The sequence below is a fragment of the Bradyrhizobium sp. LLZ17 genome, from assembly GCF_041200145.1.
Taxonomy (GTDB): Bacteria; Pseudomonadota; Alphaproteobacteria; order Rhizobiales; family Xanthobacteraceae; genus Bradyrhizobium.
On the sequence record NZ_CP165734.1, the window covers coordinates 7,203,256 to 7,225,667 of the forward strand.

Annotated in this window: 17 protein-coding genes and 3 pseudogenes; 9 read left to right on the top strand and 11 right to left on the bottom strand. The window is 61.2% G+C overall.

What is annotated here, in order from left to right; all coding sequences use genetic code 11:
• Positions 1-632 precede the first annotated feature (632 nt).
• The 5 genes from AB8Z38_RS34415 to AB8Z38_RS34435 all read right to left on the bottom strand — a co-directional run bounded on the left by AB8Z38_RS34415 (position 633) and on the right by AB8Z38_RS34435 (position 5,228).
• Entirely contained in the window at positions 633-1,358 is a 726-nt protein-coding gene (locus tag AB8Z38_RS34415; protein ID WP_369721985.1) for an SDR family NAD(P)-dependent oxidoreductase, read from the bottom strand.
• Positions 1,351-2,736 carry a class I adenylate-forming enzyme family protein gene (locus AB8Z38_RS34420; protein ID WP_369721986.1) on the bottom strand — a complete coding sequence of 462 codons (1,386 nt, stop codon included), beginning with the start codon at positions 2,734-2,736 and terminating at the stop codon, positions 1,351-1,353. Before AB8Z38_RS34420 ends, AB8Z38_RS34415 begins: the two co-directional genes overlap by 8 nt.
• Positions 2,723-2,968: an acyl carrier protein gene (locus tag AB8Z38_RS34425; RefSeq protein WP_369721987.1), complete on the bottom strand. Its 246-nt coding sequence runs from the start codon at positions 2,966-2,968 to the stop codon at positions 2,723-2,725. The genes AB8Z38_RS34420 and AB8Z38_RS34425 overlap by 14 nt, the downstream gene beginning before the upstream one ends.
• Positions 2,969-3,002: 34 nt before the next feature.
• On the bottom strand, positions 3,003-4,820 hold the full coding sequence (locus AB8Z38_RS34430) for a long-chain-acyl-CoA synthetase (protein ID WP_369726677.1): 1,818 nt from the start codon (positions 4,818-4,820) through the stop codon (positions 3,003-3,005).
• Positions 4,821-4,958: 138 nt separating this feature from the next.
• Positions 4,959-5,228 (bottom strand): acyl carrier protein, encoded by a 270-nt coding sequence (locus AB8Z38_RS34435; protein WP_369721988.1) that lies wholly within the window; start codon positions 5,226-5,228, stop codon positions 4,959-4,961.
• A 234-nt stretch (positions 5,229-5,462) separates the two neighbouring features.
• Between AB8Z38_RS34435 and AB8Z38_RS34440 the strand changes: the two genes are divergently transcribed.
• The 7 genes and pseudogenes from AB8Z38_RS34440 to AB8Z38_RS34470 all read left to right on the top strand — a co-directional run bounded on the left by AB8Z38_RS34440 (position 5,463) and on the right by AB8Z38_RS34470 (position 12,923).
• Positions 5,463-6,680, top strand: coding sequence for an acyl-CoA dehydrogenase family protein (locus AB8Z38_RS34440; protein WP_369721989.1), 1,218 nt, complete (start codon positions 5,463-5,465; stop codon positions 6,678-6,680).
• Positions 6,681-6,705: 25 nt separating this feature from the next.
• Positions 6,706-7,710, top strand: a complete 1,005-nt coding sequence (locus AB8Z38_RS34445; RefSeq protein WP_369721990.1) for an amino acid--[acyl-carrier-protein] ligase — start codon at positions 6,706-6,708, stop codon at positions 7,708-7,710.
• 39 nt (positions 7,711-7,749) lie between these two features.
• Positions 7,750-9,015 (top strand): annotated as a pseudogene (locus AB8Z38_RS34450) (O-acetylhomoserine aminocarboxypropyltransferase/cysteine synthase family protein); the annotation flags it as partial.
• Positions 9,016-9,042: 27 nt separating this feature from the next.
• Positions 9,043-10,149, top strand: a complete 1,107-nt coding sequence (locus tag AB8Z38_RS34455; RefSeq protein WP_369721991.1) for a homoserine O-succinyltransferase — start codon at positions 9,043-9,045, stop codon at positions 10,147-10,149.
• A gap of 43 nt (positions 10,150-10,192) precedes the next feature.
• Positions 10,193-11,047 (top strand): acyl-CoA acyltransferase, encoded by an 855-nt coding sequence (locus AB8Z38_RS34460; protein ID WP_369721992.1) that lies wholly within the window; start codon positions 10,193-10,195, stop codon positions 11,045-11,047.
• A gap of 28 nt (positions 11,048-11,075) precedes the next feature.
• Positions 11,076-11,963 carry a branched-chain amino acid aminotransferase gene (locus tag AB8Z38_RS34465; protein ID WP_369721993.1) on the top strand — a complete coding sequence of 296 codons (888 nt, stop codon included), beginning with the start codon at positions 11,076-11,078 and terminating at the stop codon, positions 11,961-11,963.
• Positions 11,964-12,665: 702 nt separating this feature from the next.
• Positions 12,666-12,923, top strand: coding sequence for a hypothetical protein (locus AB8Z38_RS34470; RefSeq protein ID WP_369721994.1), 258 nt, complete (start codon positions 12,666-12,668; stop codon positions 12,921-12,923).
• 735 nt (positions 12,924-13,658) lie between these two features.
• Here AB8Z38_RS34470 and AB8Z38_RS34475 read toward each other — a convergent pair.
• The 4 genes and pseudogenes from AB8Z38_RS34475 to AB8Z38_RS34490 all read right to left on the bottom strand — a co-directional run bounded on the left by AB8Z38_RS34475 (position 13,659) and on the right by AB8Z38_RS34490 (position 16,583).
• Positions 13,659-13,835 (bottom strand): hypothetical protein, encoded by a 177-nt coding sequence (locus AB8Z38_RS34475; RefSeq protein WP_369721995.1) that lies wholly within the window; start codon positions 13,833-13,835, stop codon positions 13,659-13,661.
• 192 nt (positions 13,836-14,027) lie between these two features.
• Entirely contained in the window at positions 14,028-14,447 is a 420-nt protein-coding gene (locus tag AB8Z38_RS34480) for a hypothetical protein (protein ID WP_369721996.1), read from the bottom strand.
• A gap of 833 nt (positions 14,448-15,280) precedes the next feature.
• A pseudogene (locus AB8Z38_RS34485) lies at positions 15,281-15,499 on the bottom strand (hypothetical protein).
• Positions 15,500-16,397: 898 nt separating this feature from the next.
• Positions 16,398-16,583, bottom strand: a complete 186-nt coding sequence (locus tag AB8Z38_RS34490; protein ID WP_369721997.1) for a hypothetical protein — start codon at positions 16,581-16,583, stop codon at positions 16,398-16,400.
• Positions 16,584-17,712: 1,129 nt separating this feature from the next.
• On the opposite strand from AB8Z38_RS34490, the gene AB8Z38_RS34495 reads away from it, so the two are divergent.
• Positions 17,713-18,957 carry an AMP-binding protein gene (locus tag AB8Z38_RS34495; protein WP_369721998.1) on the top strand — a complete coding sequence of 415 codons (1,245 nt, stop codon included), beginning with the start codon at positions 17,713-17,715 and terminating at the stop codon, positions 18,955-18,957.
• Complete coding sequence (locus tag AB8Z38_RS34500) at positions 18,857-20,671, top strand: phosphopantetheine-binding protein (RefSeq protein ID WP_369721999.1); 1,815 nt, start codon at positions 18,857-18,859, stop codon at positions 20,669-20,671. Before AB8Z38_RS34495 ends, AB8Z38_RS34500 begins: the two co-directional genes overlap by 101 nt.
• 236 nt (positions 20,672-20,907) lie before the next feature.
• On the opposite strand, the pseudogene AB8Z38_RS34505 reads toward AB8Z38_RS34500, so the two are convergent.
• Positions 20,908-21,229: pseudogene (locus tag AB8Z38_RS34505) on the bottom strand (PilZ domain-containing protein).
• A 33-nt stretch (positions 21,230-21,262) separates the two neighbouring features.
• A complete protein-coding gene (locus AB8Z38_RS34510; protein ID WP_369722000.1) occupies positions 21,263-21,568 on the bottom strand; it encodes a hypothetical protein in 306 nt (101 codons plus the stop codon).
• Between the last annotated feature and the right edge of the window lie 844 nt (positions 21,569-22,412).

The window sequence follows — 22,412 nt, forward strand, 5'->3', positions numbered from 1 at the left end:
GGTAGCCCCCCAGGGCTGGGAGTTGATCCAAAATCGCAGCCAAGCCGGCGGGAGGGCTGTGTAATTATTCGTCATCTGCAGCTCTGGGTCGACCGCAGTTTGTCCGTTGTCAGGTAACGAAGTCGCGGGCAACAGATCGGCTCCAGATGCGGTCGCAGAGGTGTGCCGACTGAATTTCGGCAGATCTAGAGCAGCGGCCCTGACCCTTCCTGCCCTGCCCCCAAAAGTGGTCAGGGCCGTCCTCTGGCGTTGCCCTGGCAACAGGACTCAAAAGCGTGTGGTTGAACTGAAAGCGTGTGCGGCCGCATCTTGATGTCCCTTCAGTTTCATCGTGCCGTGGAGGACATGGAAATTTGGAGCGCGACCGGCGACGGTTCTCCTTTGTGATCACGTATGAGACCCCCACCGGTGCCGGCTTGGCTATGTCGCTTCGTGCCGGCCCCTTTACCGGGGTAACGGCGCGGCGTTTGCGAGTTTCGCGGAGGCGCACGAGGCCTGCGACCTGATGCTTGAGCATCTGAAGGGGCTGTCGCTGAATGAAGCGTCCAGCTTGCGGTCAGGCTAAGGTCGACATTCGAGTACTTTGGATCCGACAGAACAGGCCGCGACGGCGGATGTCCGATTCTCGGCGGTCAGGCGGTGCTACCGGCGTCGACCGTTACTACGGTACCGGTGATGTTCCGGCCGCCTTCGCCGAGAAGATATTCGACCATGGAAGCGACGTCGTCGGCTTCGGGCAGGTGGCGCAATGCGCTGCGGCTGGCAATGCGTCGACGGCCTTCTTGGTCCAAGGAGCTGGTCAATTCCGTGTCGATGAAGCCGGGCGCGATCGCGTTCACGGTGATGCCGACCCTGCCGACTTCTCGGGCCAGCGAACGGGTGAAGCCGGCAACGGCGGCTTTGGACGCGGCATACACAGACAGGCCGCTGTAGCCTGTCGAGGCGATGATAGAGGAAATGTTGACGATCCGCCCCGCGCCGTCGGCCATCATATGGCGCGCCACGTATTTGGTCAGGATAATCGGCGACAGTACGTTCAGGCGGATCAAGGCCTCAATCTCGGAATTGTGCATGGTGGCCAGCAGCCCGTCGGTACCAATCCCGGCATTGTTGACGAGGCCGTAGATCGGGCCGAATTCGTCGCGCACTGATTTCGCGAAGCCCGAGATCGTTTCAGTGACCCCAAGGTCACAGGCGCGGAAATGCAGACGCCGTTGTGCTTCGCCGGCTGCAGCTGCAAGCTGTTCGCTCTCGCGGCGGGCCACCGCGACTACATTGTAGTCGCCGGATGCGGCGAGCCGGTGCGCGATGGCAAGACCAATACCGCGGCTGCCGCCGGTGACGAGGACGTTACGCATCGGTGCGCGCCAGTTTGCCCGCTGCCGTGACGTCGAGCCGCTCGACGAACCGGATCACCGCCGGCACCTTCCATGCTGCCAGGCAATCTTTGCAGCGCCCGAGGATCTCAGCGCGAATCGTGTCGTGGCGCTCCGCATCGGTGCAGTTGGCGAGGACGACGTCCGCGACCACAATGGCGCCGGTGATCGGGCTCCTGCGCGATCGCGCGCGCGACATCTGGACGGAGGCATGTCGGTTGATCACGGCTTCCACTTCCTCCGGATGCACCTTTAACCCGCCGATGTTGATGATGCCGCCTCGCCGGCCGATGAAGTGGTATCGCTCGCCGCGCAGCTCGACCATATCGCCGGTATCGACGAAGCCCTCGGCGTCGGCGAGCGGCGGCGCGTCGGCGCCGACATAGGAGCGCGCGGTACGATGGGAGCGGATCCGCAGCGAGCCGTCGACCACCTTCATTTCAACGCCGGCATGATTCTGCCCGATCAAGTGGGCAGGAAAACCCTCGCGCCCATCGTCCACGCTGAAACCGACGCCGGCCTCGGTCGAGGCATAGGCGTGCCCGATTGACGCATGCGGAAATGCCCTGGCCAGGCCGTCCAGCACCGGCTGGTCGGCGATTTCGCCGGACAGACGGACATAGTCCGGCGAGAAGTTGGCGGACGCGCCGCTCATCAGGAGCTTGCGCCAGTGCGACGGGGTCCCGGAGATGTGGGTGACGCCGCCCGCGCGCAGCCGCGCCACATAGGCAGCGACGGCTTCCCCGGGTTCCGACAGCACCATCGATCCGCCGCCGATCACGGCCCGCAGGAAAATTTGCAGGCCGCCGTAGCGGCGGATGTCGTAGAACGTCGCCCAGGTTGCGTTCCGGTGGCGCGCAGGCACGTCGGCGATGATCGCGCCAGCGAGCCCATCGAGCGTATGTCGGACAATCTTCGGCAGCCCTGATGTGCCTGACGTCAGCATGAGCCACTCGGTCGCGCGATCGACCTCCGATCCCATGGCCCTCCGTTGCGGCAGGTCGACGCCGATAACGATGTACTTGCCAGCCCGGCTTCGGTGGAACGGCCGATCGGTGACGATCGTGTCGATATCGGCCTGTTCGAGCAGGACCTCCAGGCGATCCCAATCGAGGTCAGGCGGGCATAGAAGCACGCGGCGGGCAACGCCGTCGAGCTCGATCATCGCTAGTGCGGAGAGCAGCTGTCCCGACGTCGCAAGCAGCACCGAGCGGCCGGACAGCTCGCAGGATCTACCGCTCAGGCAGCTGTGCTGGATGATGTCGGTCAGCGATACAACGTGCAGGCCATCGGAAATCGTGCGGCTCTTCAGCTCTGGGCCGAGGTATTGGCGCAGCGCGATGATATCAGGCGGGGACATTCTCGTAGGCTCTGACAAACTCGCCGAGGGTAGACGGGAAGGCTGCGTCCTCGGCGACAGTGAAGGGATCGACACCGAGCTCGTCCTCCAGCCGCGCTACCAGGATGGCGAATGCCAGCGAATCGAACCCGGTTTCATTCAGTGACAGATCGTCCTCAAGCGGCGGAAGCGTGACCTTCTGTTCCTCGGCAATTTGTATCATCGCGGAGAAAATTTTCGATTTGACCGACATAGTACACCTCACATCTCGGCTTTCCGAGCCGATGTTAGAGCCTGATTTCACCCGCGACAATGCGGCCGTAGACCGCGCGGTCCATCGAAACATAGTCGCCGGTCGTTGGATCACGCAGGAACAGCGGATCGTCCACGGCCGAAGGATCAAATCCCTCGCGGATCAGCCGCTGCTTCTTCTGCTTAAATGTGTCGGTCGCTTCGAGCGCCTGGCACAACCTGACGAAGGCTGGAACTGCATAGCGCGGAAGCCGATACGAGACATGTTCTCTGAATATCCCGAAATCGAAACGTCGGTCCACGACCAAGGCCACCATGCCGGCGCGACCATCGGCCCCGGACACCGCAACCCCATAGGTCGAGGCGTCGAGAACACCGGGGCAGTCCCTGATTGCATCGTTTACTTCGCTCGTCGAGACGTTCTCGCCCTTCCAGCGGAAGGTGTCGCCCACGCGATCGACAAAGTGTAAGTAGCCCTGCTCATCGCGCAGCATCAGATCACCGGTGCGGAACCACGCGTCGCCCTCGGTAAAGGCGTTGCGCAAGATCTTTTTCTCGGTCTCGGCCGGATCCGTGTAGCCCTCGAAAGGTACGCCGTCGCGATCGGCGCTGCCGATGCGCCCAATAGCTTCACCCGTCTCGCCAGGGGCGCAAGCGATGCAGAGCCCAGCCTCGCTGCGGAGTGGGCCGCCGCTGTCAGCATCGACCTTGATGATCGAGGCGGGAAAGCGATGCGCCAGCACCGGTGGGATCCGGCCGATCGACCCGGGTTTTCCTTCGACATTGAACAACGAAAGATTGCCTTCCGTTGCGGCGTAGAATTCGAGGATCTGCGGAATCGCGAATCGGCTCGCGAACACCTCCCAGATGTCGCCGCGCAATCCGTTGCCGACAGCCAGTCGCAGCCGGTGTCGGGCCTCTGGCTCGGACGACTGCGCCTTCAGCAGATAGCGGCAGAGCTCGCCAATATATTGGAAGATGGTGCAGTCGAAACGCACGATGTCGTGCCAGAATCTGCTCGCAGAGAATTTCTCCGCAATCACCACCGATGCGCCGGCGCAGAGCATGCTGCAGGGGGCCGCGACACCGCCCACCGAGTGATGGAGCGGCAGGCAATCGTAGAGACGATCATCGATGGAGGCGTCCGTCACTCCGGCAAACCATCCGCCCCAGGTGAGAATGCGGCGATGACTGATGTTCGCTGCCTTCGGTAGTCCCGTAGTGCCCGAGGTATAGATTAGGAGCGCGCGTTGATCAATAGTGACGTCGCCGCGTTCGGCGGAGGACAGCGGACTTGGCTCGAACGCGGCGAGCGCCGCATCCAGATCGCCGCTTGCGTCATCGGTGCCAAGGATCCAACTTTGCGGCACGCGGCGCAGGTGGGGACGGGCGCTCTCAAACGCGTCCACGCAATCCGCAGCGAGGATGAGGTGATCCGCATCCGCGAGGTCGATGCAATGGGCGAGAGATCGGCCGACCAGCTTGGTATTGATCAGTGCCACTGTCGCGCCGACGTTGCTGATGCCGAGCCAGCAGGCGAGGTAGTCCGGCTGGTTGGGCATCAGCAGACAGACGGTGCGGCCGGCTTGGAGGCCGAGGCCCCGCGCCCAGCGCGCATACCGGTTGATGCGGGCGGTGAGTTCGCCATAGGTGAACGATTGGCGGTCCGAGAGCAAGGCAGGTCGTTCGGGCTGATGCTGTGCCCATTCTTGCACAATGTCGGCGAGCAACCGCCGCGGTTGGGCTTCGACCCGCGCCGTTTGTGCAATTGCCTGGAGCCAGGTCTTAGCGGCGGAGCGTCTGCGCCGCGGACCGCCGGGTTTGGTCGCGCGCCGGATCGCGGCTGTTTTCACGGACTGTTCTTGCAGTAGGGTTGGACCGACATCGGGGCGCACCTGCTCGCTGGTTGGCGAGTCACGGCCGGAGCGACGTTGCAATCACTCTCGACCGGCTCGCGAGCTTGTCGAAGTAGAATCTCTTTTCGGCCGACGTTATCCCGATCCAGGTCCGAGCTGGTTAAGGATCATTCGCTGAACGGTCTTCACCGACTGGAAATTTTCTGGCGTGATCTCGAGTTGAGGAAGGACGAGATCGAATTCGGCTTCAACCTTGAGCATCAGCTCGACCATACCCACCGAGCTCAGCCCGATATCCACCAGCCGTGACTCTGGGTGGAGATCGGCAGTGATGGCGTTCTGCTGGAGGACGCTCCTGACGACGGATAGAACACGGTTTTGAACGTTGACGACAATGTCGTGCATTTCACTGGCCCCCTTGGCGCAGTAGGGAGTGATCACAATCGGGGAGGACGATACCCAACTGCTCCTCGGCTCAATAGCTCTGCTTCGGAGGTACCTCGCCTGGGAGTGGAACTAGCCTGACACCCTCTTCTGCGCCAACGACGCAGCAACGGAAGTAGGCTAGCTGTTCATTTTGAGCGGAATTCATTTCGAGCTGGTCGCGTCGTTCAAATATAAAAACAGGAGGCTTTGGCCATGAGTGTGCAGGAGGTCAAGCTCCGCAACTTCGCTTTGGAAGTCGGCCGAGCGGGTTATGGTTCCTCATTTCGGCAGCGGATGGCAAATGTCGCCGAGGTCGCTGCGACGGAGGCTGAGGCGGTCGATCGCGAGGCGCGCTTCCCGCAGAAAGCGATCGACGCTGCGCGCGAGGAGAGACTTTTGGGCGCTCAGATTCCGATCGAGCTCGGTGGGGACGGCGCGTCTATCTCCGAGGTGACCGATATGTGTTACGGGCTCGGCCGCGCTTGCGCCTCCGCCGGAATGATCTTCGCGATGCATCAGACCAAGATCGCGTGTCTGGTCCGCCACGGCGCGGGCAGCGATTGGCACGAAAGTCTCATGCGCCGCGTGGCCGCCGAACAGTTGCTGCTTGCATCCTCGACGACGGAAGGTCAGAACGGCGGAAACATACGCTTCAGCTCGGCCGCAGTAGAACGCGCTGATAACGAGATTTCGCTCGTGCGCGACGCGACGGTGATTTCGTACGGTGCCGAGGCGGACGGCATCGTCACTGTCGCCCGCCGCTCTGACTCTTCCGCTGGATCGGATCAGGTGCTGCTCGCCATCACCCGCGACGATTATACGCTGGAGCCCACTCTCGCGTGGGAAACGCTTGGCATGCGAGGGACCTGCAGCGCGGGGTTCAAGTTGAACTTCAGGGGCACCGCGGACCAGATATTCCCTGTGCCATACGAAAAGATCCATGCGCAGACGATGACGCCCGTCGCCCACTTGTGCTGGTCCTCGGTCTGGGCTGGGATCGCGGCTGCGGCGGTGGACCGCGCGCAGCTCTTCATCCGCAAGGCCGCCCGCGGGTCGGGCGGCAATATGCCTCCCGGCGCTGCGCATTTCACCGCTGCCAAAATGACGCTGACGAAATTGCGCGCCATCATCGCCGCAGATCTCCAGCTCTACGAGGTTCGCGAACGGGACGAGCGTGCGCTGTCGTCCGTCGACTTCCAGTCCTCGATCAATCTTCTGAAGGTGGAGGCCTCCGAGCTCGCGGTCACGGCCGTCATGCACGCGATGCGCGCCTGCGGCCTATCAGGTTATCGCAACGACACCGACGTAAGTATCGGCCGCCATCTGCGCGACGTGCTTTCCGCTCCGATAATGATCAACAATGACCGGATCCTCGCCAGTGTCGGTAGCGCCACGCTGATGAGCACCGTCCCAGAGTCCCTGCGCGATTGATTTTTCCCCAGAAGGAATAGGCTTGATGAACGTGGCCATTGTTGAAGCACCCGGGGATGCCACTCCGACTCCGGTCGATCCGTTAGACCATCTCGCCGATGCGCTGTTTCACGAGATGGGCTCTCCCGGGATCTATGGCCGCACCGCCCTCTATGAAGGCGTCGTGGAGCGAATTGGGACGGTGATCTCACGGAATCGCGAAACGAATACTGAGGTGATGCGCTTCCCGCCCGTGATGAACCGTGCCCAGCTTGAGAAGTCAGGCTATCTGAAGAGCTTTCCCAACCTCCTCGGCTGCGTCTGTGGCCTGCACGGCACGGAAAGCGAGATTGACGCGGCGGTCAGCCGTTTCGATGCCGGCGGTGACTGGACCGCGTCGCTATCGCCGGCTGATCTCGTTCTGTCGCCGGCCGCCTGCTATCCGGTCTATCCGATCGCGGCGAGCCGAGGTCCGGTGCCGGCAGGCGGCTGGAGCTTCGACGTGGCCGCCGATTGTTTCCGTCGTGAGCCCTCGCGCCATCTCGACCGGCTGCAGTCCTTCAGGATGCGCGAATTCGTTTGCATCGGTAGTCCCGATCACGTCTCGGCGTTCCGCGAGCGCTGGATCATGCGCGCCCAGAAGATGGCGCGAGATCTGGGGCTAACCTTCAGGGTCGACTATGCCAACGACCCGTTCTTCGGCCGGGTCGGTCAGATGATGGCGGTGAGCCAAAAGCAGCAGTCACTGAAGTTCGAACTGCTGGTGCCTCTGCGCTCCGAGGAGCGACCGACCGCCTGCATGAGCTTCAACTACCACCGGGATCATTTCGGCACCGCCTGGGGCATCGTCGATGCGGCCTCTGAGCCGGCCCACACCGCCTGCGTCGCCTTCGGAATGGACCGTCTCGCCGTCGCCATGTTCCATACCCACGGCAAAGACGTCGCACTGTGGCCGATCGCGGTGCGGGAGCTGCTGGGCTTCGCGCAGACCGATTATGGGACGCCGCCAGTGTTCGAGGAGTTCCGATGCGCCAGGGAAGTCGCGAGCTAGCCCGGGATCGAAAGGCCGCGGGGCCAGCCTCCATGAGGAGAGACTCTCGCGGTCCACGGCGGCTTCGAGTGCGATCCGGCAACCAAGGCCGTTGCCGTACCTATCTACCAGACCGCCTCGTATGCATTCGACAGCGCCGACCATGGAGCTGCGCTCTTCAACCTCGAAGTAGACGGCTTCCGCTACACCCGGATTGGCAATCCGACCAACGCCGTGCTGGAGAAGCGCGTCGCCGCCCTTGAAGGAGGCATCGAGGCACTCAGCGTAGCCTGTGGTCAGGCCGCGGTGAATTATGCGGTGGTCAACATCGCGGAGATGGGCACCAACATCGTCTCGGTTCCGCAACTTTACGGCACCACGCATACGCTGTTCGCGCACATCCTGCCGAGGCAGGGCATCACCGTCCGGTTTTCGGAAGACGACCGGCCGGAGAACGTGGAAAGACTGATCGACGACGATACGAGAGCGGTGTTCTGCGAGAGCGTCGGAAATCCGGCTGGAAACGTCTGCGACATCGAAGCGATGGCTGACGTCGCGCACAGGCACGGCGTTCCGCTCATCGTCGACAACACGGTACCGACACCGATCCTGCTCAGGCCGATCGAATACGGCGCAGACATCGTCGTGGAGTCGCTAACGAAATTCATGGGCGGGCATGGCACCACACTCGGCGGAATTATCATCGACAGCGGCAGGTTCCCGTGGGCGGAGCATCGCCGGCGCTTCCCAATGATGAACGAGCCGGAGAATTCCTACCACGGTCTGGTCTTCACCGAGCGGTACGGAGCTGCCGCCTACATTGCCCGTTGCCGCGCCGTCTCCCAGAGGACCATCGGCGCCGTCCTGGCGCCGATGAACGCTTTCCTGCTGCTCCAGGGCATTGAGACCGTCGCGCTCCGGATCGAGCGGCACGTCGAAAATGGCGCCAAGGTCGCGCGGTTCTTGCGCGATGACCCCCGTGTCGGGTGGGTGAATTATGCGGGCTTTCACGACAGCCGCTATTTCGCGCTGACACAGAAGTATTTAGGTGGCCGGGGCTGTTCGCTGCTGACGTTTGGCGTGGCTGGTGGCTTCGAGGCGGGCAAGCGGTTTTACGACGCGCTGAAGCTGTGCAAGCGGCTGGTCAATATTGGCGACGCGAAATCGCTCGCCTGCCACCCTGCATCGACAACGCACCGCCAAATGTCGCCTGAAGAACAGGACAAAGCCGGCGTGCGGCCCGAGATGATCAGGCTGAGCGTCGGAATCGAGCACATCGACGACATCATCGCGGATCTCGATCAGGCCCTCAGTGCCGCGAACTGATGTTTCGTCAACCATGAAGGCATTCGGATGACTGTCTTGATCGACATAGATCCGCAAGAACACCACCTCTTCTCGAGAGCGCGGATTGGAGGCGCTGATGCCACGGCGTCAATTGAAAACCAGGCGGAGTGCCTTGACATCGCGATTATCAACAATATGTCGGATGCTGCCTTGATGTCGACCGAGCGCCAACTGTTCGACCTACTCGATGCGGCGGCCGGACGACTTTGCGTCAGGCTGCATTTCTATACGATGGCGGCGACACCCCGTTCGGAATGGGGGCACGATTACGTCGGTCGATATTACCGTGGCATCGACGATCTGTTGAACAGGCGTCTGGATGGGGTGATCGTGACCGGCGCCGAACCCAAGGCCGCCAGTCTGACGGAAGAGCCATATTGGAACACTTTCGCAGAGATCGTCGACTGGGCCGGGGAAAATACCGTGTCGTCGGTGTTTTCCTGTCTGGCTGTCCATGGGGCCGTCCTCCACACGGACGGCGTTCCGCGCCACAAGCTGCCTACCAAGTGCTTCGGTGTCTTTGCTCAAACAAAGACGCGACGTCATCCCTTGATGCAAGATGTGCCCAAGACCTTCAGAATACCGCACGCCAGGTGGAACGAGGTGGAGGAGGGGAATCTCGCGAGCTGCGGATACTCGGTTCTCACCTGGTCGGCCGAGGCCGGCGTCGATTGCTTCGTCAAGCAGCGGAAGAAGAGCCTGTTCGTCCATTTCCAGGGCCACCCGGAATACGAAACGCAGAGCCTGCTCGGCGAATACAGGCGAGATATGGGTCGCTTCCTCCGGGGAGAGAACGAAGTCTGTCCGACGCTACCGAAGGGCTACTTCGGCGAGGAGGCGGAAGCGATCCAGGTCGCTTTCCGACAGAAAGCCCTTTCCGACAGGCACCCTGGGCTTTTCGCCGACTTTCCAGCCGATCAAATAGCGAAGGACCTGAACAACGTCTGGCATCTGCCGGCCAAGCGCATCTATCGCAACTGGTTGCTGTACCTGGCGTCGCAGCGAGTTGGACGCTCAAAGCCGCTCGGGACGCGAGAGGCGGCTCTGTCCGTAGCCGGAATTTCGGCACCTCGCCATGTTGCCGCTCGATCCGCTCGCGCTCGCCAAGCCTGATGACCAAGACGCGGCTCGGATTTTATGAGTGAGAATTCGGACCATGATCCGTTGCCGCGAGATGGGCATAGCTGATCTTGACGCCATCGCCGATCTTCTCGCAAGCGGTTTTCCGATGCGATCGCGCGACTACTGGGTCGACGGACTCCGGCGCATGTCAGTGCGTGAGGTACCCGAGGGCTTCCCGCGCTTCGGCTACCTGCTTGACCATGATGGAACGCCCGTCGGCGCTCTGCTGTTGATCCACTCGGCACGGAACGATGACGGCTGTACCTCGATCCGCTGCAATCTCTCCAGCTGGTATGTGGAACCTGCCTTTCGCAGCTACGCTCCGATGCTGGCCAGGGTCGCGCAGCGTCACAAGGACGTCACCTACATCAATATCAGTGCGGCGCAATGGACTTGGCGAGCCATCGAAGCTCAGGGATTCCGCCGCTATTGCGGCGGCATGTTCTTCTCATTTCCAGCGGTGTCGCGTCCCGCCAAGGCTATGCGTGTCGAAGTCGTCGGGCAAGACGCGCAGGCGGTCGCCGGCTTGTCCGAAGCTGACGCCACGCTGCTTGCACGTCACGCAGCCTACGGCTGCCTCAGCTTGGTATGCCGCGCCGCCGATGGCCGCGCCTTTCCGTTCGTCCTGCAGCCGATGCGAATCCGCAGGATCGCACCTCTCGCCATGCAGCTGATCTATTGCGCCCATGTGGCTGACTACGTCGCGTGCGCCGGCGCGATCGGCCGCTTCCTGCTCTGGCGTGGCCGAATCTCCGTCGCTTTGGAGGCCAACGGCCGCATGGAGAACCTGGTCGGGCTCTACAGGGAACGTCGCAAATACTTCAAGGGTCCGCATCGCCCCCGGCTTGCCGATCTGTCGGATTCCGAGCTGGTGATCTACGGACCATAACTCCGTCGTCCCGGAATGGAGGTTCGCCATGGTTTCCAACACGAGGTCCGTCAGCCATTCGCGGACATGGACATTCTTCCACGGCCAATGGCACGACGGCAATGTGCCGATCATGGGGCCGCGTACCCATGGGCTGTGGCTCGGTTCGACCATCTTTGATGGCGGACGTGCCTTTGAAGGCGTTACACCTGACCTCGATCGTCATTGCGCCCGCGTCAACCAATCTGCGGTCAACTTTGGGCTGAAACCGGTCGTTGATCTCGACATGTGGCTGGGATTGGCGCGTGAGGGTATCGCCCGTTTCCCGACCAATGCTGAACTCTACATTCGCCCGATGTACTGGCCGCAGAGCGGCATCGGCGGCGGCGTGCTTTTCGATCCGGAGACAACGGACTGGTGCCTTTGCATCTACGAATCGCCGATCCCGGAGCCTAAGGGCAGCGCGATCACGCTGTCGCCGTTCCGCAGGCCGACCACCGAATGCGCGCCCGCCGATGCCAAAGCATCATGTCTTTACCCGAACAGTTCCCGTGCGCTCGTGGAGGCCGCATCGCGGGGCTTCCAGAATTGCTTAATGTTGGACATGCTCGGCAACGTGGCGGAGTTCGGCAATTCCAACGTGTTCATGGCGAAAGAGGGCGTTGTCTATACGCCGGCGCCGAATGGCACGTTCCTGAACGGAATCACGCGGCAACGGGTGATCGAACTTTTGCGCGGTGACGGCAGCACGGTGCTCGAGACAACGCTGCGCTATGCCGATTTCGTCGCCGCGGACGAGATCTTTTCGACCGGAAATTTCGCCAAGGTTGCGCCCGTGATCCGGATTGATGATCGGCAACTCTTGCCCGGGCGCTTTTATGCGCGTGCACGAAAGCTGTATTGGGATTTCGCACACGGGATGAAGCTTGTGGCGTGAGAGGGGCTCGTCGCCCCCGAACTGGCACGGATGTTCTGTTAGCGGCTGGTCTTTTGATGGCGCGTCCAATTTGCGAGCCTTTTCGCTCAGGATAAGCGCGGTACGGTAACCGATCCCAAACCAGAAGACGATGCGCGCAGCACGTGCCAATCGCTGGGCGTGCGCCGAAGTTCTAGGTGAGACATCAGGATCTCTTATGCGCGCAATGTTCTTTGCCGCGTTCACGCTACGAAGACAATAAACCGGGGGCCATCGGCTGCTCTCCTGAAAGAAACCGTCCTTTCCGCGTTGAGGCCCCAAAGGATTCCGCACCGAGCCGGTCACCAGGAAGGAGGATCTATGTCAGTTCTCGTCGGGCGGATATTCTGCCAAGTACCCGTCTGGCATTGCGGGAAGGTCGTTTGGATCGGAGAGATCTGTCTGGTTGCATGTCAGACAGAGCATGCCGGCGCCTCCACAGGTTGGAGCGCGGTCACCTAGCCATGGACGCTTCGGTTGGTTCTCGCAAGCCCAACAGACTTCTGCAGCGTGGGCAAACTTCATGCCCATTCTACGTTCTGCGGCCGAAAAGGCTTCCCGTACGCCCGCCTTGCATCTCGAAAGGCGGGAAAATTTGGCGAATTCGCCGTCGACGTGTTACCTTTTTCCCTCTGAGGCTGTGGGGTCGGGGGTCGCGTTATGAGTGGTGATTGGAAAGCTCAGTTGGATGCGTTGGTCACTGAAACTAAGGCGCACACCGAGGCGCTGAATGGGGAAGCCGGGCGACCGCGTGCTCAGCCTCGCGAGGCAGTCGAATGGATTGGCCTCAATCCCCTCGACTACGGCGGCAGCGAACGCGATGAAATTAGAAAACGCGTGGAGAACTTCAGGAAGCACCAGGAGCGGTTCTCGCGTGAGCGCGAGGAGTACGCTTCCTCGATCCTGCGGATATTGCGGACCATCAGTCCGGTTGCGAAGTGACGTCACCAAGGTGGTATTTCGGGCCGGTAGCGTCCGTCACAGCTCACGCTTCATGACTGGTGCGGGAGTCCAGCGCGTTGAACTGGGAGCTGCCATCGACCGTAGATTACCGCTCCGATGCTTCTGCCGGTTCTTCACCACAGCCGGGGGGTCCAGGCCTAGCGCTTGGAAAAGGAGCCGCACGCGCTCGTTGTCCCGGATGAACGGCCGTGGCCGTCGTGCTTCACCTCATGCCCGGTCTCGAGCGACCGGCCGGCAGGCGCCAGGCAGAGCTCGTACGGCATACGCATAACATTCGATATAGGCGTCGGCTCGCGAATATGCGAGTCTTGCCGCATTTCATGGCGTGTCGGAACCAGGGAGGGAGCCGATGTGCACAGTATTGCCTTACGTGGGAATTGGCGTCTGCGTGTCTCTTACGGCGTGGTTGGCGTTGGGGCTGGTGTTCGGAGCGTGGGGACGCTCGAAGTGGCATGCATCTGTGAAGGAACGCGCCATGAATGGACCGCGGGAGAACGTGTGGTCGTTTGCGATGCGGGCGGGACCGCGTCTCAGCGGCAAGCAAGGAGTCGTTCTCGGGTTCGGCGCTACGCGGAGCAGGCTCGCGTCTTGCTCGGCGGTTCGAAGGGGCCGATCACGCTGCACGTGACCTTCGTCAACCAAGCGACGCAGCTCGATGGAGCGTCAGAACGATGCGAGGGTAGCGGCGGCGCGCGGCTGCCTGTTGGGGGGTGACTATGCCTTGTTCTTTGATTTAGGGTTGATGAGCGGCAAAGCCGGCAAATCGATCGGCTCGTCTGGCGGTGGATCGATCTCGTCCGCTTTCCTTCTGCTGACAAGGACACCAATAGAGCCGGCCCCCACCAGCAGGGCCCCTGCAATCGTCAGCCAGCGGTATTCCAATAATGCCATCGTTGAGTACGCTGTTGAGCAAGTTCAAAACGCACCCGCGTCAAACTGGTCGACTTTGCCCAGTCTCTGGCATGGAAGCTGGTAGGCGGCTTACATGTTTCATGACCCACTCCACTTCATGACGGCTTGCCGGACTCGTGCGACAACATTTGGGCAATTCTGGCTCGACTCCTTCAGCGCGCAGTTCAAGCATTATCTGGAATAATCTATTGTTTCGCTGCCTGTCCCGAGAGTTTCTCTTCTTGGGGCCGACCATAGCGATGCAAGTAAATAGCGTTGGACTTCTGCGATATCTCTTCCGCAAATGCGCTCTTCCATCTCGTCCGTCTCGTCGTCGGAGTCGTGCCATGAATCCAATCGATAGCCATTTTGAAGCGCGCGGCGATTGAACACGAGTACAGCTCCCTCGTCCTCGTCATTATCCCTCTCGATTGAGGCGACATAGGCGGCCACCTCAGGCGAGCGGGTGAAAGATATTTGTTTTTCCCCGGGGTACGAGCAGAAGAGTGTGTTCACCCGAAGCACGGAGCGGAGGTGTCTTGTCCCGTGGTAGAGGACCTCCCTACGCCCCGCGATCGTCCGTGCCTCCTTCAAGCACTCATCCTGGTACATCAGCTCTCCTCCTGTGGGCGGCTGTATTCGGGTGCAGTGAGCTGCTGCCGGTTTGATGGACACCCGGTTAAGCTAATCCCACCTTGCGCTCGAACTCAACTGGAGTGACTGAGCTGCGAGTGCGGTCGCGTAACCGCACCGGGACCTTACGGGCTTTCGCTCCACCATAATGCCTCATTAGGCATGATCATCATACTTGAACGCGTTTTCATCGAGCGCTTCTGGGAGGCCATGTGTCACCGAACAACAATTCATCCTTTAAGCCGGAAGCCCACTCATGTTCAGCATGTGGCAGCTCCATGACCCATCTAGCTGACCTGCCCGCCATGGCTCTCCACGACTGCCTACGGGTGTTCCGCTGTATCGGCTGCAGCAATGTTACAACCGCACGAATAGGCGCGCCGATGTTGTTGAGAAAGGATGCGGCACTCGCCCCCTAAGCTGCACCATGTGTCCACAGTGTCGGCACCAAGAACAACCGCGCGCTTGGATCGCCGAAATGTCCATTCCTTCACCAACCGGCAGGGAGATTTTGATGGCAAGGCAGTTCGGCTTGAAGCCGCTTTCCCCAACCCGCCTCTCTCGCTCAGAGGTGGCCTCGAAATCGTCTCTCGCCGGTCTCAAGCAAGCAACTCAGGACCAGGAGCTTCCTTACGCACCTGCCAGTTGGCGCGGGTCAGCGGTTCGCCGCTCTATGTCGGCTACATACCAGCCACACCTTGCGAGAGCACCCGAGCCGTAAGTCTGGCGGCGTCGATCCGTTCAATTCCACAGATTGAAATCGGGACGGCGGGGGTGGCTAGACTAGGATCCAGTGCGCTCGGAGAGGCTCATCAAGGGAGCCTCAGCCTGGGGAAGAAGAGAGTTTCTTCCGCAGTGGGGTCGAATGATCGGATCTGCGACACCTGACCTGAACCGGTCCGCGGCGGTGAAGCCGACGTTCGTCAGCTTACGGAAGCGCTGCTCCGCCTTGGTCAGTTGTCGTGCATCCGTTCGCGTCGAAAAAAGTGACGGCTGTCGCCGCTACGGTCCATTACAACCTGGATGGGCATGCGGATTTCTCGTGACTGAATGTTGTTGAAGCTCCGAAGTTCCTCGCCGGTACAAAGGTCGTCCTTCGCGCGTCGCAACAAATGCTTATGTTGGGACGCAGACGGCGGCTAGGCATGCGCAGTTTCGTGGCGTTCGGCGAACAGCATCAGCCGCCAGAGGCTCGCCCGAATGCCCACGGTCGAGCGGCGGTCCGCACCTTCCCGTAAAACGGAGTTCGCATTCACATACGATAATCAACCTGATGGGGAGCTCAGTTACACTGACGTGGGCGCGTGCGAGTTCAGAGGCTTTCATGCCGTACTACGAATTCGAGCTTGTCACCGATGCAACATGCCAGCATCAGGGCGGAATGATCTTAGAAGATCAACAGGGAGCGGAGGACCAAGCAGAACGTCTCGCGGCAGAGCTCACGCTCGTGCGACCAGAACTGATGTCCCACAATTCTGCAATCCGGGTTCGAGATCAAAGCAACGCTGAAATCTATCGCGCTCTCGATACTCTTGCAATCCGGAAACGCCACCCCGGTCCGAACAGATCTTCGTACTCACGATAACATAGTTCGTGCTGCTCGAAGACGTCGATCAGGCAGATCATCAACGCCAAAGCTGCAACCGAAGCTCACCGAGGCGGGGTTAACTCCCCTGCCAGCCAGCCGACCGCATCTGTCTTCATTGGATCCACAGCGAAGGATGCCACTTCAGTACATCCGCAGGTCGAGCATTCGAAAGTGCGCTTCTCGAATCCGACTTTGCCGGGAGAGATGCGGGCCAACCTCATCCGGTGCTTACATACCGGACACATCGGCCGTTCGTTAATGGAGGCAGTCCTCCACGACCCCCGAAACATACTCATTTACCCGCCCCGCAATTTGATTTTGAAACGAGAATTGGCGAACGTTTAAGCAGCAGCTAAGCCATCCTGACTAAGGGTGAAGCAGTCTTCGATATGCGCTGGGAGCGCCGTAGCCGCCAAATGCTCCCAGTATTCTGCCTCCGCGAGCAGTTTCCAGCTTCTGTCAGGATGAAGCGCGGCGCTCTGTCGACAAAGCGTGGCCATCGCGCGGAAGCGCTGTGCGGTTTCCATTGTTACCTCCCGTGTTTTCCCCACCTTATTTTTTGTTTTTGCGTTGGAGTCATTATCATTATGCATCAGAACAAATTTTTAATTTTCCCGTCTCCGACAGCGACTCGGTGCGCGCTTGCTGCAGTTGGTTTTCGCTTCCAGCTCCAATCCCGTCTTATGCCGAAATCTTCTGACTGGCCCGCCGTTCTTAGCGCCGACGGGCGGCCCAAAATGTTCAGCAGGAACGCGACCGCGAGCGACTGCAAGGGCGCCTTCTTGGTCAAATGAGCAGTTGATCGGCCAAGCGCAGCTCGAGATCTGACGGAGACGACTGAAGCGCCCGAGGTCCCTTTGCCTTGCAGTTTCGGCGGTCATCTGACGCCGGCAGCCCGTCCGAGTTTGAAATCCATCCCGCACCGGGCTCCGCCATGTAGGCCGGACGCCGTTTCAAGGATCACAGCATGCGTCCGCGGCGGCGGATTGAGCATAGGCCAAGAGCCGAAGGTCAGCTTCAGCATGCGCGTCGCAAAAGCGATCGATGGCTTGCGTCGCCTGCTCGCTATAATCTCGTTGCCAGTGTCCCGGGCAGTGTAGAGCGCTCTCCTGACAAGCAATCGAGTTGAGGTGAAGGATGCGCTCCATCGTACGCAGCGCGCAATCGCGCATATCCGGGCGGCCGCTGGATAAGGCGTCGTACTGGACGCCCTGGCATGCTGCCGCCCACACCAACGCTTGTTCCAGATTTAACTTTTTCTGGCGACATTAAGCTTAATCCGCGGTTTCGATTTCACCGGGGCTGCTGAGCGGTAGCCTCTCTGCACCTGCCATTGCCCCCGTCCGCGTTCACCACGGCGAGGTCGTCGCCCCAACATACTCGGCGCGGCAGCTTTGCTGATCCAGTTCAGCGACAGCTGCGGTGTGACGGAGAGCGACAGGCAAAATGGTGGTGGCGAGTTCAGAGGAAGCAGTGGTGCACGGTCCCGATGACCAGGTTCTTGCGCATTCGCAACTCACGGCCTTCAGGAAATGGTGTGAGGCCCGAACGGGGCGCATCTTGCTCGATCATGCTGCCATGGACGCTTTCTCGGTGCAGGACTTCCGCAGCTTTTGGCGCCTCTTCCTGGAGTGGTCTGAACTGCCGCGGGACGGCTTGGCCGAGCCGGTCTGCGTGGGCGATACGTGCGAGACCGCGCGCTTCTTCCCAGATCTTCGTCTCAACTACGCTGAGTGCCTTCTCTCCGGCAGTCCCGCCCAGCGAGTCCTGACGGCCTGCCATGCTGATGGCACGCGCGACCACTTCACGAGGGACGCACTGCGCGTCGCGGTTGATCGGCTGGCGAGGTCGATGCAGCGGCTCGGTGTGTGCCGTGGCGACCATGTCGTCGCGATCGGACGCAACAATGCCGAGGCGGTCATCGCCTGCCTGGCAACCGCTGCGATCGGCGCGATCTTCGCCAGCTGTGCGCCCGACATCGGCGTGCCCGCCATCCTCATGCGCTTCGTTCCCCTCAAGCCTAAGGTGCTGTTCGGCTGCCTTCGAGCGGAGCCACGGGACCCCGGAGTCCCGGTTGCCAAGCGCGTCCTCGAAACGGCGGCCCGGCTGCCGGGCCTCGCAGCGATCATTGCGCTGGACAATGGCTCGATTGCCGTAGACGAGGACACGACGTCTCTGCTCAGACTTGCGGACTTGCTTTGCGGTGATGATGGTGACAAGGACGGTCCCGGCTGGCCTCGCCACCCGTTCAATCATCTTCTGTTCACGATGTTCTCGTCCGGCACCACGGGCGCGCCGAAGTGCATCCAGCACGGCGCCGGCGGCACTCTGCTGGAACATGTAAAGGAGCACCGGCTGCACTGCGATCTCGGGCCGGGCGACAAGCTGTTCTTCCAGACCTCCTGCGGCTGGATGATGTGGAACTGGCAGCTCTCAGCCCTTGCCTCTGGCGTGGAGATCGTCCTGTACGATGGGCCGCTCGAGGGACCGGATACCTTCTGGCGGATCGTTGCCGAGGAGCGCGTGACAGTGTTCGGAACCAATCCTGCCTATCTACGCTTCTGCGAGCACGCACGCTTTTCGCCAGGCCGCATGTTCGACCTTTCAGCCCTGCGCACTGTGCTCTCCACCGGCTCCATCCTTCATCCCGACCAATACGACTGGGTCCGCGAGCAGGTGAAGGCGGCGATGCCGCTGCAGTCGATCTCGGGCGGCACCGACATCATCGGCTGCTTTGTCCTCGGCAATCCGAACCTGCCCGTCCATCGCGGCGAGATACAGTGCCGCAGTCTCGGCCTCGATGTTCGCTCGCTGCCGCCGCCTGACCATCCGGAGGCGCAGATCGGCGAGCTGGTCTGCGCCAACCCTTTTCCCCTCGCGTCCCCTGGGTTTTCACGGTGATGTCGACGGCACGCGCTTTCATGCCGCCTATTTCGCCCAGACCCCCGGCTTCTGGACGCATGGCGATCTGATCGAGGCCACGCCCCATGGTGGGTGGCGGCTGCATGGCCGTTCCGACGGGGTTCTCAATGTCCGTGGCATCCGTGTTGGCACCGCGGAGATCTACCGCATCCTCGATGATATCGACGAGATCCTCGAGGCAATGGCTGTCGAGCAGCAGGCCGAGGAGGAGCCCGGCGGTACGCGTATGGTTCTTCTGGTCGTGCTGCGCGAAGGCCTCGTGCTCGACAACACGCTGGCGAAGCACATCCGCTCCGAACTTGCCCGCTGCGGCTCTCCGGCCTTCGTCCCGGCGCGCATCGCACAGGTCGAAGCCCTTCCCGTTACCTTCAATGGCAAGCGGTCCGAAGCCGCGGCGCGCGATGCGGTGAATGCCCGACCTGTGCGGAATCGTGACGCCCTGCAAAATCCAGCATGCCTCGATGCCATCGCCATTCATCCAGTTCTTCGCGCACCGGCAGCCGTGAGGGTATCCCGCGGGTCGGCGCCGGACCGTGCCGTGGTCATAGATCGTGACCGACTGCGGCAGGATTTGCAGGATATCTGCGAGCGTGTGCTGGGTGTCGCGCCCATCGCCTGGTCGGATAATCTTCTTGGCTTCGGCGCAGACTCGCTTGCGCTGTTGAACCTACTGCTCGAGATCGAGCATTATACTGGGCATGCGCTACCCCTCTCGGCCTTTCTGGCGGCGCCGTCGATCGAAGGCTTAGCCACGAGCCGGGACCTCGGTGCGGCGGAAATGGCCGCGCAGCAGGATGTTCGGTCGGGCCCGCGTGTCCGTGCCGTGGGTCCGGACGACTGCGAGCCGGTCTGCCACTTCCTTGAGCAAATCTTCCCAGAATCGGGTATCGAGGCGGCCAGCTGGCGCCGCCTGTTCGAGCATGGCTGGTCCGATCACAAGCGCGGTTTTGTGCTCCTCGACGGCAACGCGATCGTGGGCTTCCTTGGCACAATCGTCGCCCGGCGGCAGGTGAACGGGGAGGCAGCGCTCGTCTGCAATCTTTCCTCGTGGTCGGTGCATGCAAAATACCGTGGCTGGGGCATGGCCCTGCTCGCCGCGCTGTTGCGAGACCAGAGCCTGACTTACACGGCGTTCACCCCGCAGCCGATTTCCTGGGCTGCCTTGCTTGCGCAGCGTTTCACGACACTGGATTCGCACAGGATCGTCATGCTGCCATTGCTGCACGCCGAGACGCTGTTGGCGCACCGGCCGGTCATCAGCTTCGATCCAGCCGCAGTCCGCGCGAGGCTGACCAGTCAGCAACGGCAGATCTTTGATGATCACGCACCATATGACTGCCTGCAATTCACCGTCAGCGATGGCCCCGATCATGCCTATCTCGTGGTGAAGCGCCGTGCGCACCGGCTCAATGCAAGGCGACTGGGCGGACCGGACAAAGTCCTGCCGGTGCGGATCCCCTATTCGGATATCCTGCATTGTAGTGAGCCAGAGCTGCTGCTGCGGCATCTCGAGCGCGTCAAGCTGGCAATCCTGCGCCGACAGCGGACGGCGGCGCTCGTCGTGGAAGCGCGACTTTTTCCGGTCCGGCCGCGAGGAGTGATGCTCCCGCTGCGCACCTGTTACCGTTCCTCGCTCCTCGCCGCCGGCGACATCGACAGGCTGTATTCGGAAATCGTGCTCCTGCCGGTTTGAGGCACTGAAATGATGATCCGTGCATTGCGGGTTGCTCGACTTTGCGGACGGATGTTCCACCAGCTCACGAGCGCAACGATCCGCGATGCGACCCAAACTTTCCGCCCGTCGGTTTTGAAAGGGGCGGACAGCTGCCCGGAGTTGCCCGATCACTTCGGCCGTGGTGCCGTTCGCCATGGTTCGCCTTGCATCGCAACGGGGAAGGCATTCTCCAGGAGCTAGTCACACGAGATGTGTCAGGCTTTCTCCGAGAGAGGTCCATTCTTCAGCCGCCCTCTTCTTTTATCCTTCTCAGTTATGAAGCGGATACCAACGTGTGGTCCATGGACCCAAACCAGTTCGCACCGTCGGAATGCCAGCCCCACAGAGGACAGGACCAGGAAAAACTCTTGGGCCTTCAGTGCCTCTGTGGCCCCCTCCACCTCCAGCTTGGCCCCCCCTCTCAGAGACGTCAAGGAGGATGCAGCTTCGTCGCCGCGTGCCATCGACACCCATGACGTTGACGGGACGTTTGTGTTCAAAGGCGACGCGACCTGCTTGTCGCTTGTCCCCAATCATTGTGATTCCCAAAATGCAGGAGCAAGCATGCGGCTAAAACAGATTTCCGGATTCAGTGCGCACGCCCTCGATGAGCTGATCGATCCGCGCGGACTGTCCTAACAATAAATTTCGCGACGCCGGACTATCGATCTGCCGAATAAACAGGCGGATGCAGGTGTTGGCGAGTTCAAGAAGGAAGAAGGCCTGGCGCATGTCGGCGGCCGTATGAATCTCCAGACGCTCAACTTGTGACAAGAGCGCGGCGACGTTGCTCAAGATCTGGGACGCTGAGGGCGGCGAGGGGCTCGCTACGGATGTTCGTTCCTTGCGGCGGCCGAATTTTATGATCGCACCCATCTTAGCGCGCCTCTTTCAAATGTCCGCTTCGTTAGTTGGAAGCGATGATAAAAAATAATGGCCAACGTTAAGCGGCTGAGTTTCACGCCAAAGTTGTTAACATCGCCTTACGTTCGGGACGGTACCGGGTGCTGTGGTACCTAGCCCTCTAAGACGGAAGTCGGAATTCGTCGGCTGCGGCGATACGACCTAATGCTCGAGTTCTTCGGCAAAGTGATGTCGCTCGTGGGGCAAGATGCGCAAGTGAGGCTCGATGCGCGGCGATGCGCCACCAACCCAGCGGCTTACATGCATCAGCGACTCGCGGCGGTTCGGCACACCCTGTCCAACGACACCATCAAGGCCAAGCCGGAGTCGGACATGAACGGCGATGAGGTTGGCAGACTGCTACAAAAGGCTGCGGCGTTGCCACCGAACACGAAGCTCCTCGTCATCGACAACGATAGCGGCGAGCGGTTGTACCCCGGTCCCCAAAATGATTTGTGCCCGCTGTTCTGCAGTTGCTCCCGAGCGTTTGTTCTTGACATGGGACACGTGTCGTCCCCAGCAGCATGCGATGGTCGGCGCTGCGGATGCCCAGCCGAGCGAGTGCATCATGCAAGGCCAGCTCGACTCACCGTCGACCGGCGAGGCGCTGTCCCGCTAATGCGCGCAACACCGGCGTGCCCAGCAGCCACCCTGCAGCCGCAAAGGGACGCCCGGGCCGGGCGCCCAACCACCTGCGCCAGAGGCCCCCGCCCGGCCCAGATTCCGGCCGGTGGTGCGACGAACTCTCGGCCGGGTACCTAACGGGGTGCGCACGTCCCGGAACGCCAGTTCGGCCGGTGCCATGCGTTGCGAGCGC

Coding starts and splice junctions, on each gene's coding strand:
- AB8Z38_RS34415 (WP_369721985.1), bottom strand. CDS start 1,358: ATGCGTAACGTCCTCGTCACCGGCGGCAGCCGCGGTATTGGTCTTGCC.
- AB8Z38_RS34420 (WP_369721986.1), bottom strand. CDS start 2,736: ATGTCCCCGCCTGATATCATCGCGCTGCGCCAATACCTCGGCCCAGAG.
- AB8Z38_RS34425 (WP_369721987.1), bottom strand. CDS start 2,968: ATGTCGGTCAAATCGAAAATTTTCTCCGCGATGATACAAATTGCCGAG.
- AB8Z38_RS34435 (WP_369721988.1), bottom strand. CDS start 5,228: ATGCACGACATTGTCGTCAACGTTCAAAACCGTGTTCTATCCGTCGTC.
- AB8Z38_RS34440 (WP_369721989.1), top strand. CDS start 5,463: ATGAGTGTGCAGGAGGTCAAGCTCCGCAACTTCGCTTTGGAAGTCGGC.
- AB8Z38_RS34445 (WP_369721990.1), top strand. CDS start 6,706: ATGAACGTGGCCATTGTTGAAGCACCCGGGGATGCCACTCCGACTCCG.
- AB8Z38_RS34455 (WP_369721991.1), top strand. CDS start 9,043: ATGACTGTCTTGATCGACATAGATCCGCAAGAACACCACCTCTTCTCG.
- AB8Z38_RS34460 (WP_369721992.1), top strand. CDS start 10,193: ATGATCCGTTGCCGCGAGATGGGCATAGCTGATCTTGACGCCATCGCC.
- AB8Z38_RS34465 (WP_369721993.1), top strand. CDS start 11,076: ATGGTTTCCAACACGAGGTCCGTCAGCCATTCGCGGACATGGACATTC.
- AB8Z38_RS34475 (WP_369721995.1), bottom strand. CDS start 13,835: ATGGCATTATTGGAATACCGCTGGCTGACGATTGCAGGGGCCCTGCTG.
- AB8Z38_RS34480 (WP_369721996.1), bottom strand. CDS start 14,447: ATGTACCAGGATGAGTGCTTGAAGGAGGCACGGACGATCGCGGGGCGT.
- AB8Z38_RS34490 (WP_369721997.1), bottom strand. CDS start 16,583: ATGGAAACCGCACAGCGCTTCCGCGCGATGGCCACGCTTTGTCGACAG.
- AB8Z38_RS34500 (WP_369721999.1), top strand. CDS start 18,857: ATGTTCGCTCGCTGCCGCCGCCTGACCATCCGGAGGCGCAGATCGGCG.
- AB8Z38_RS34510 (WP_369722000.1), bottom strand. CDS start 21,568: ATGGGTGCGATCATAAAATTCGGCCGCCGCAAGGAACGAACATCCGTA.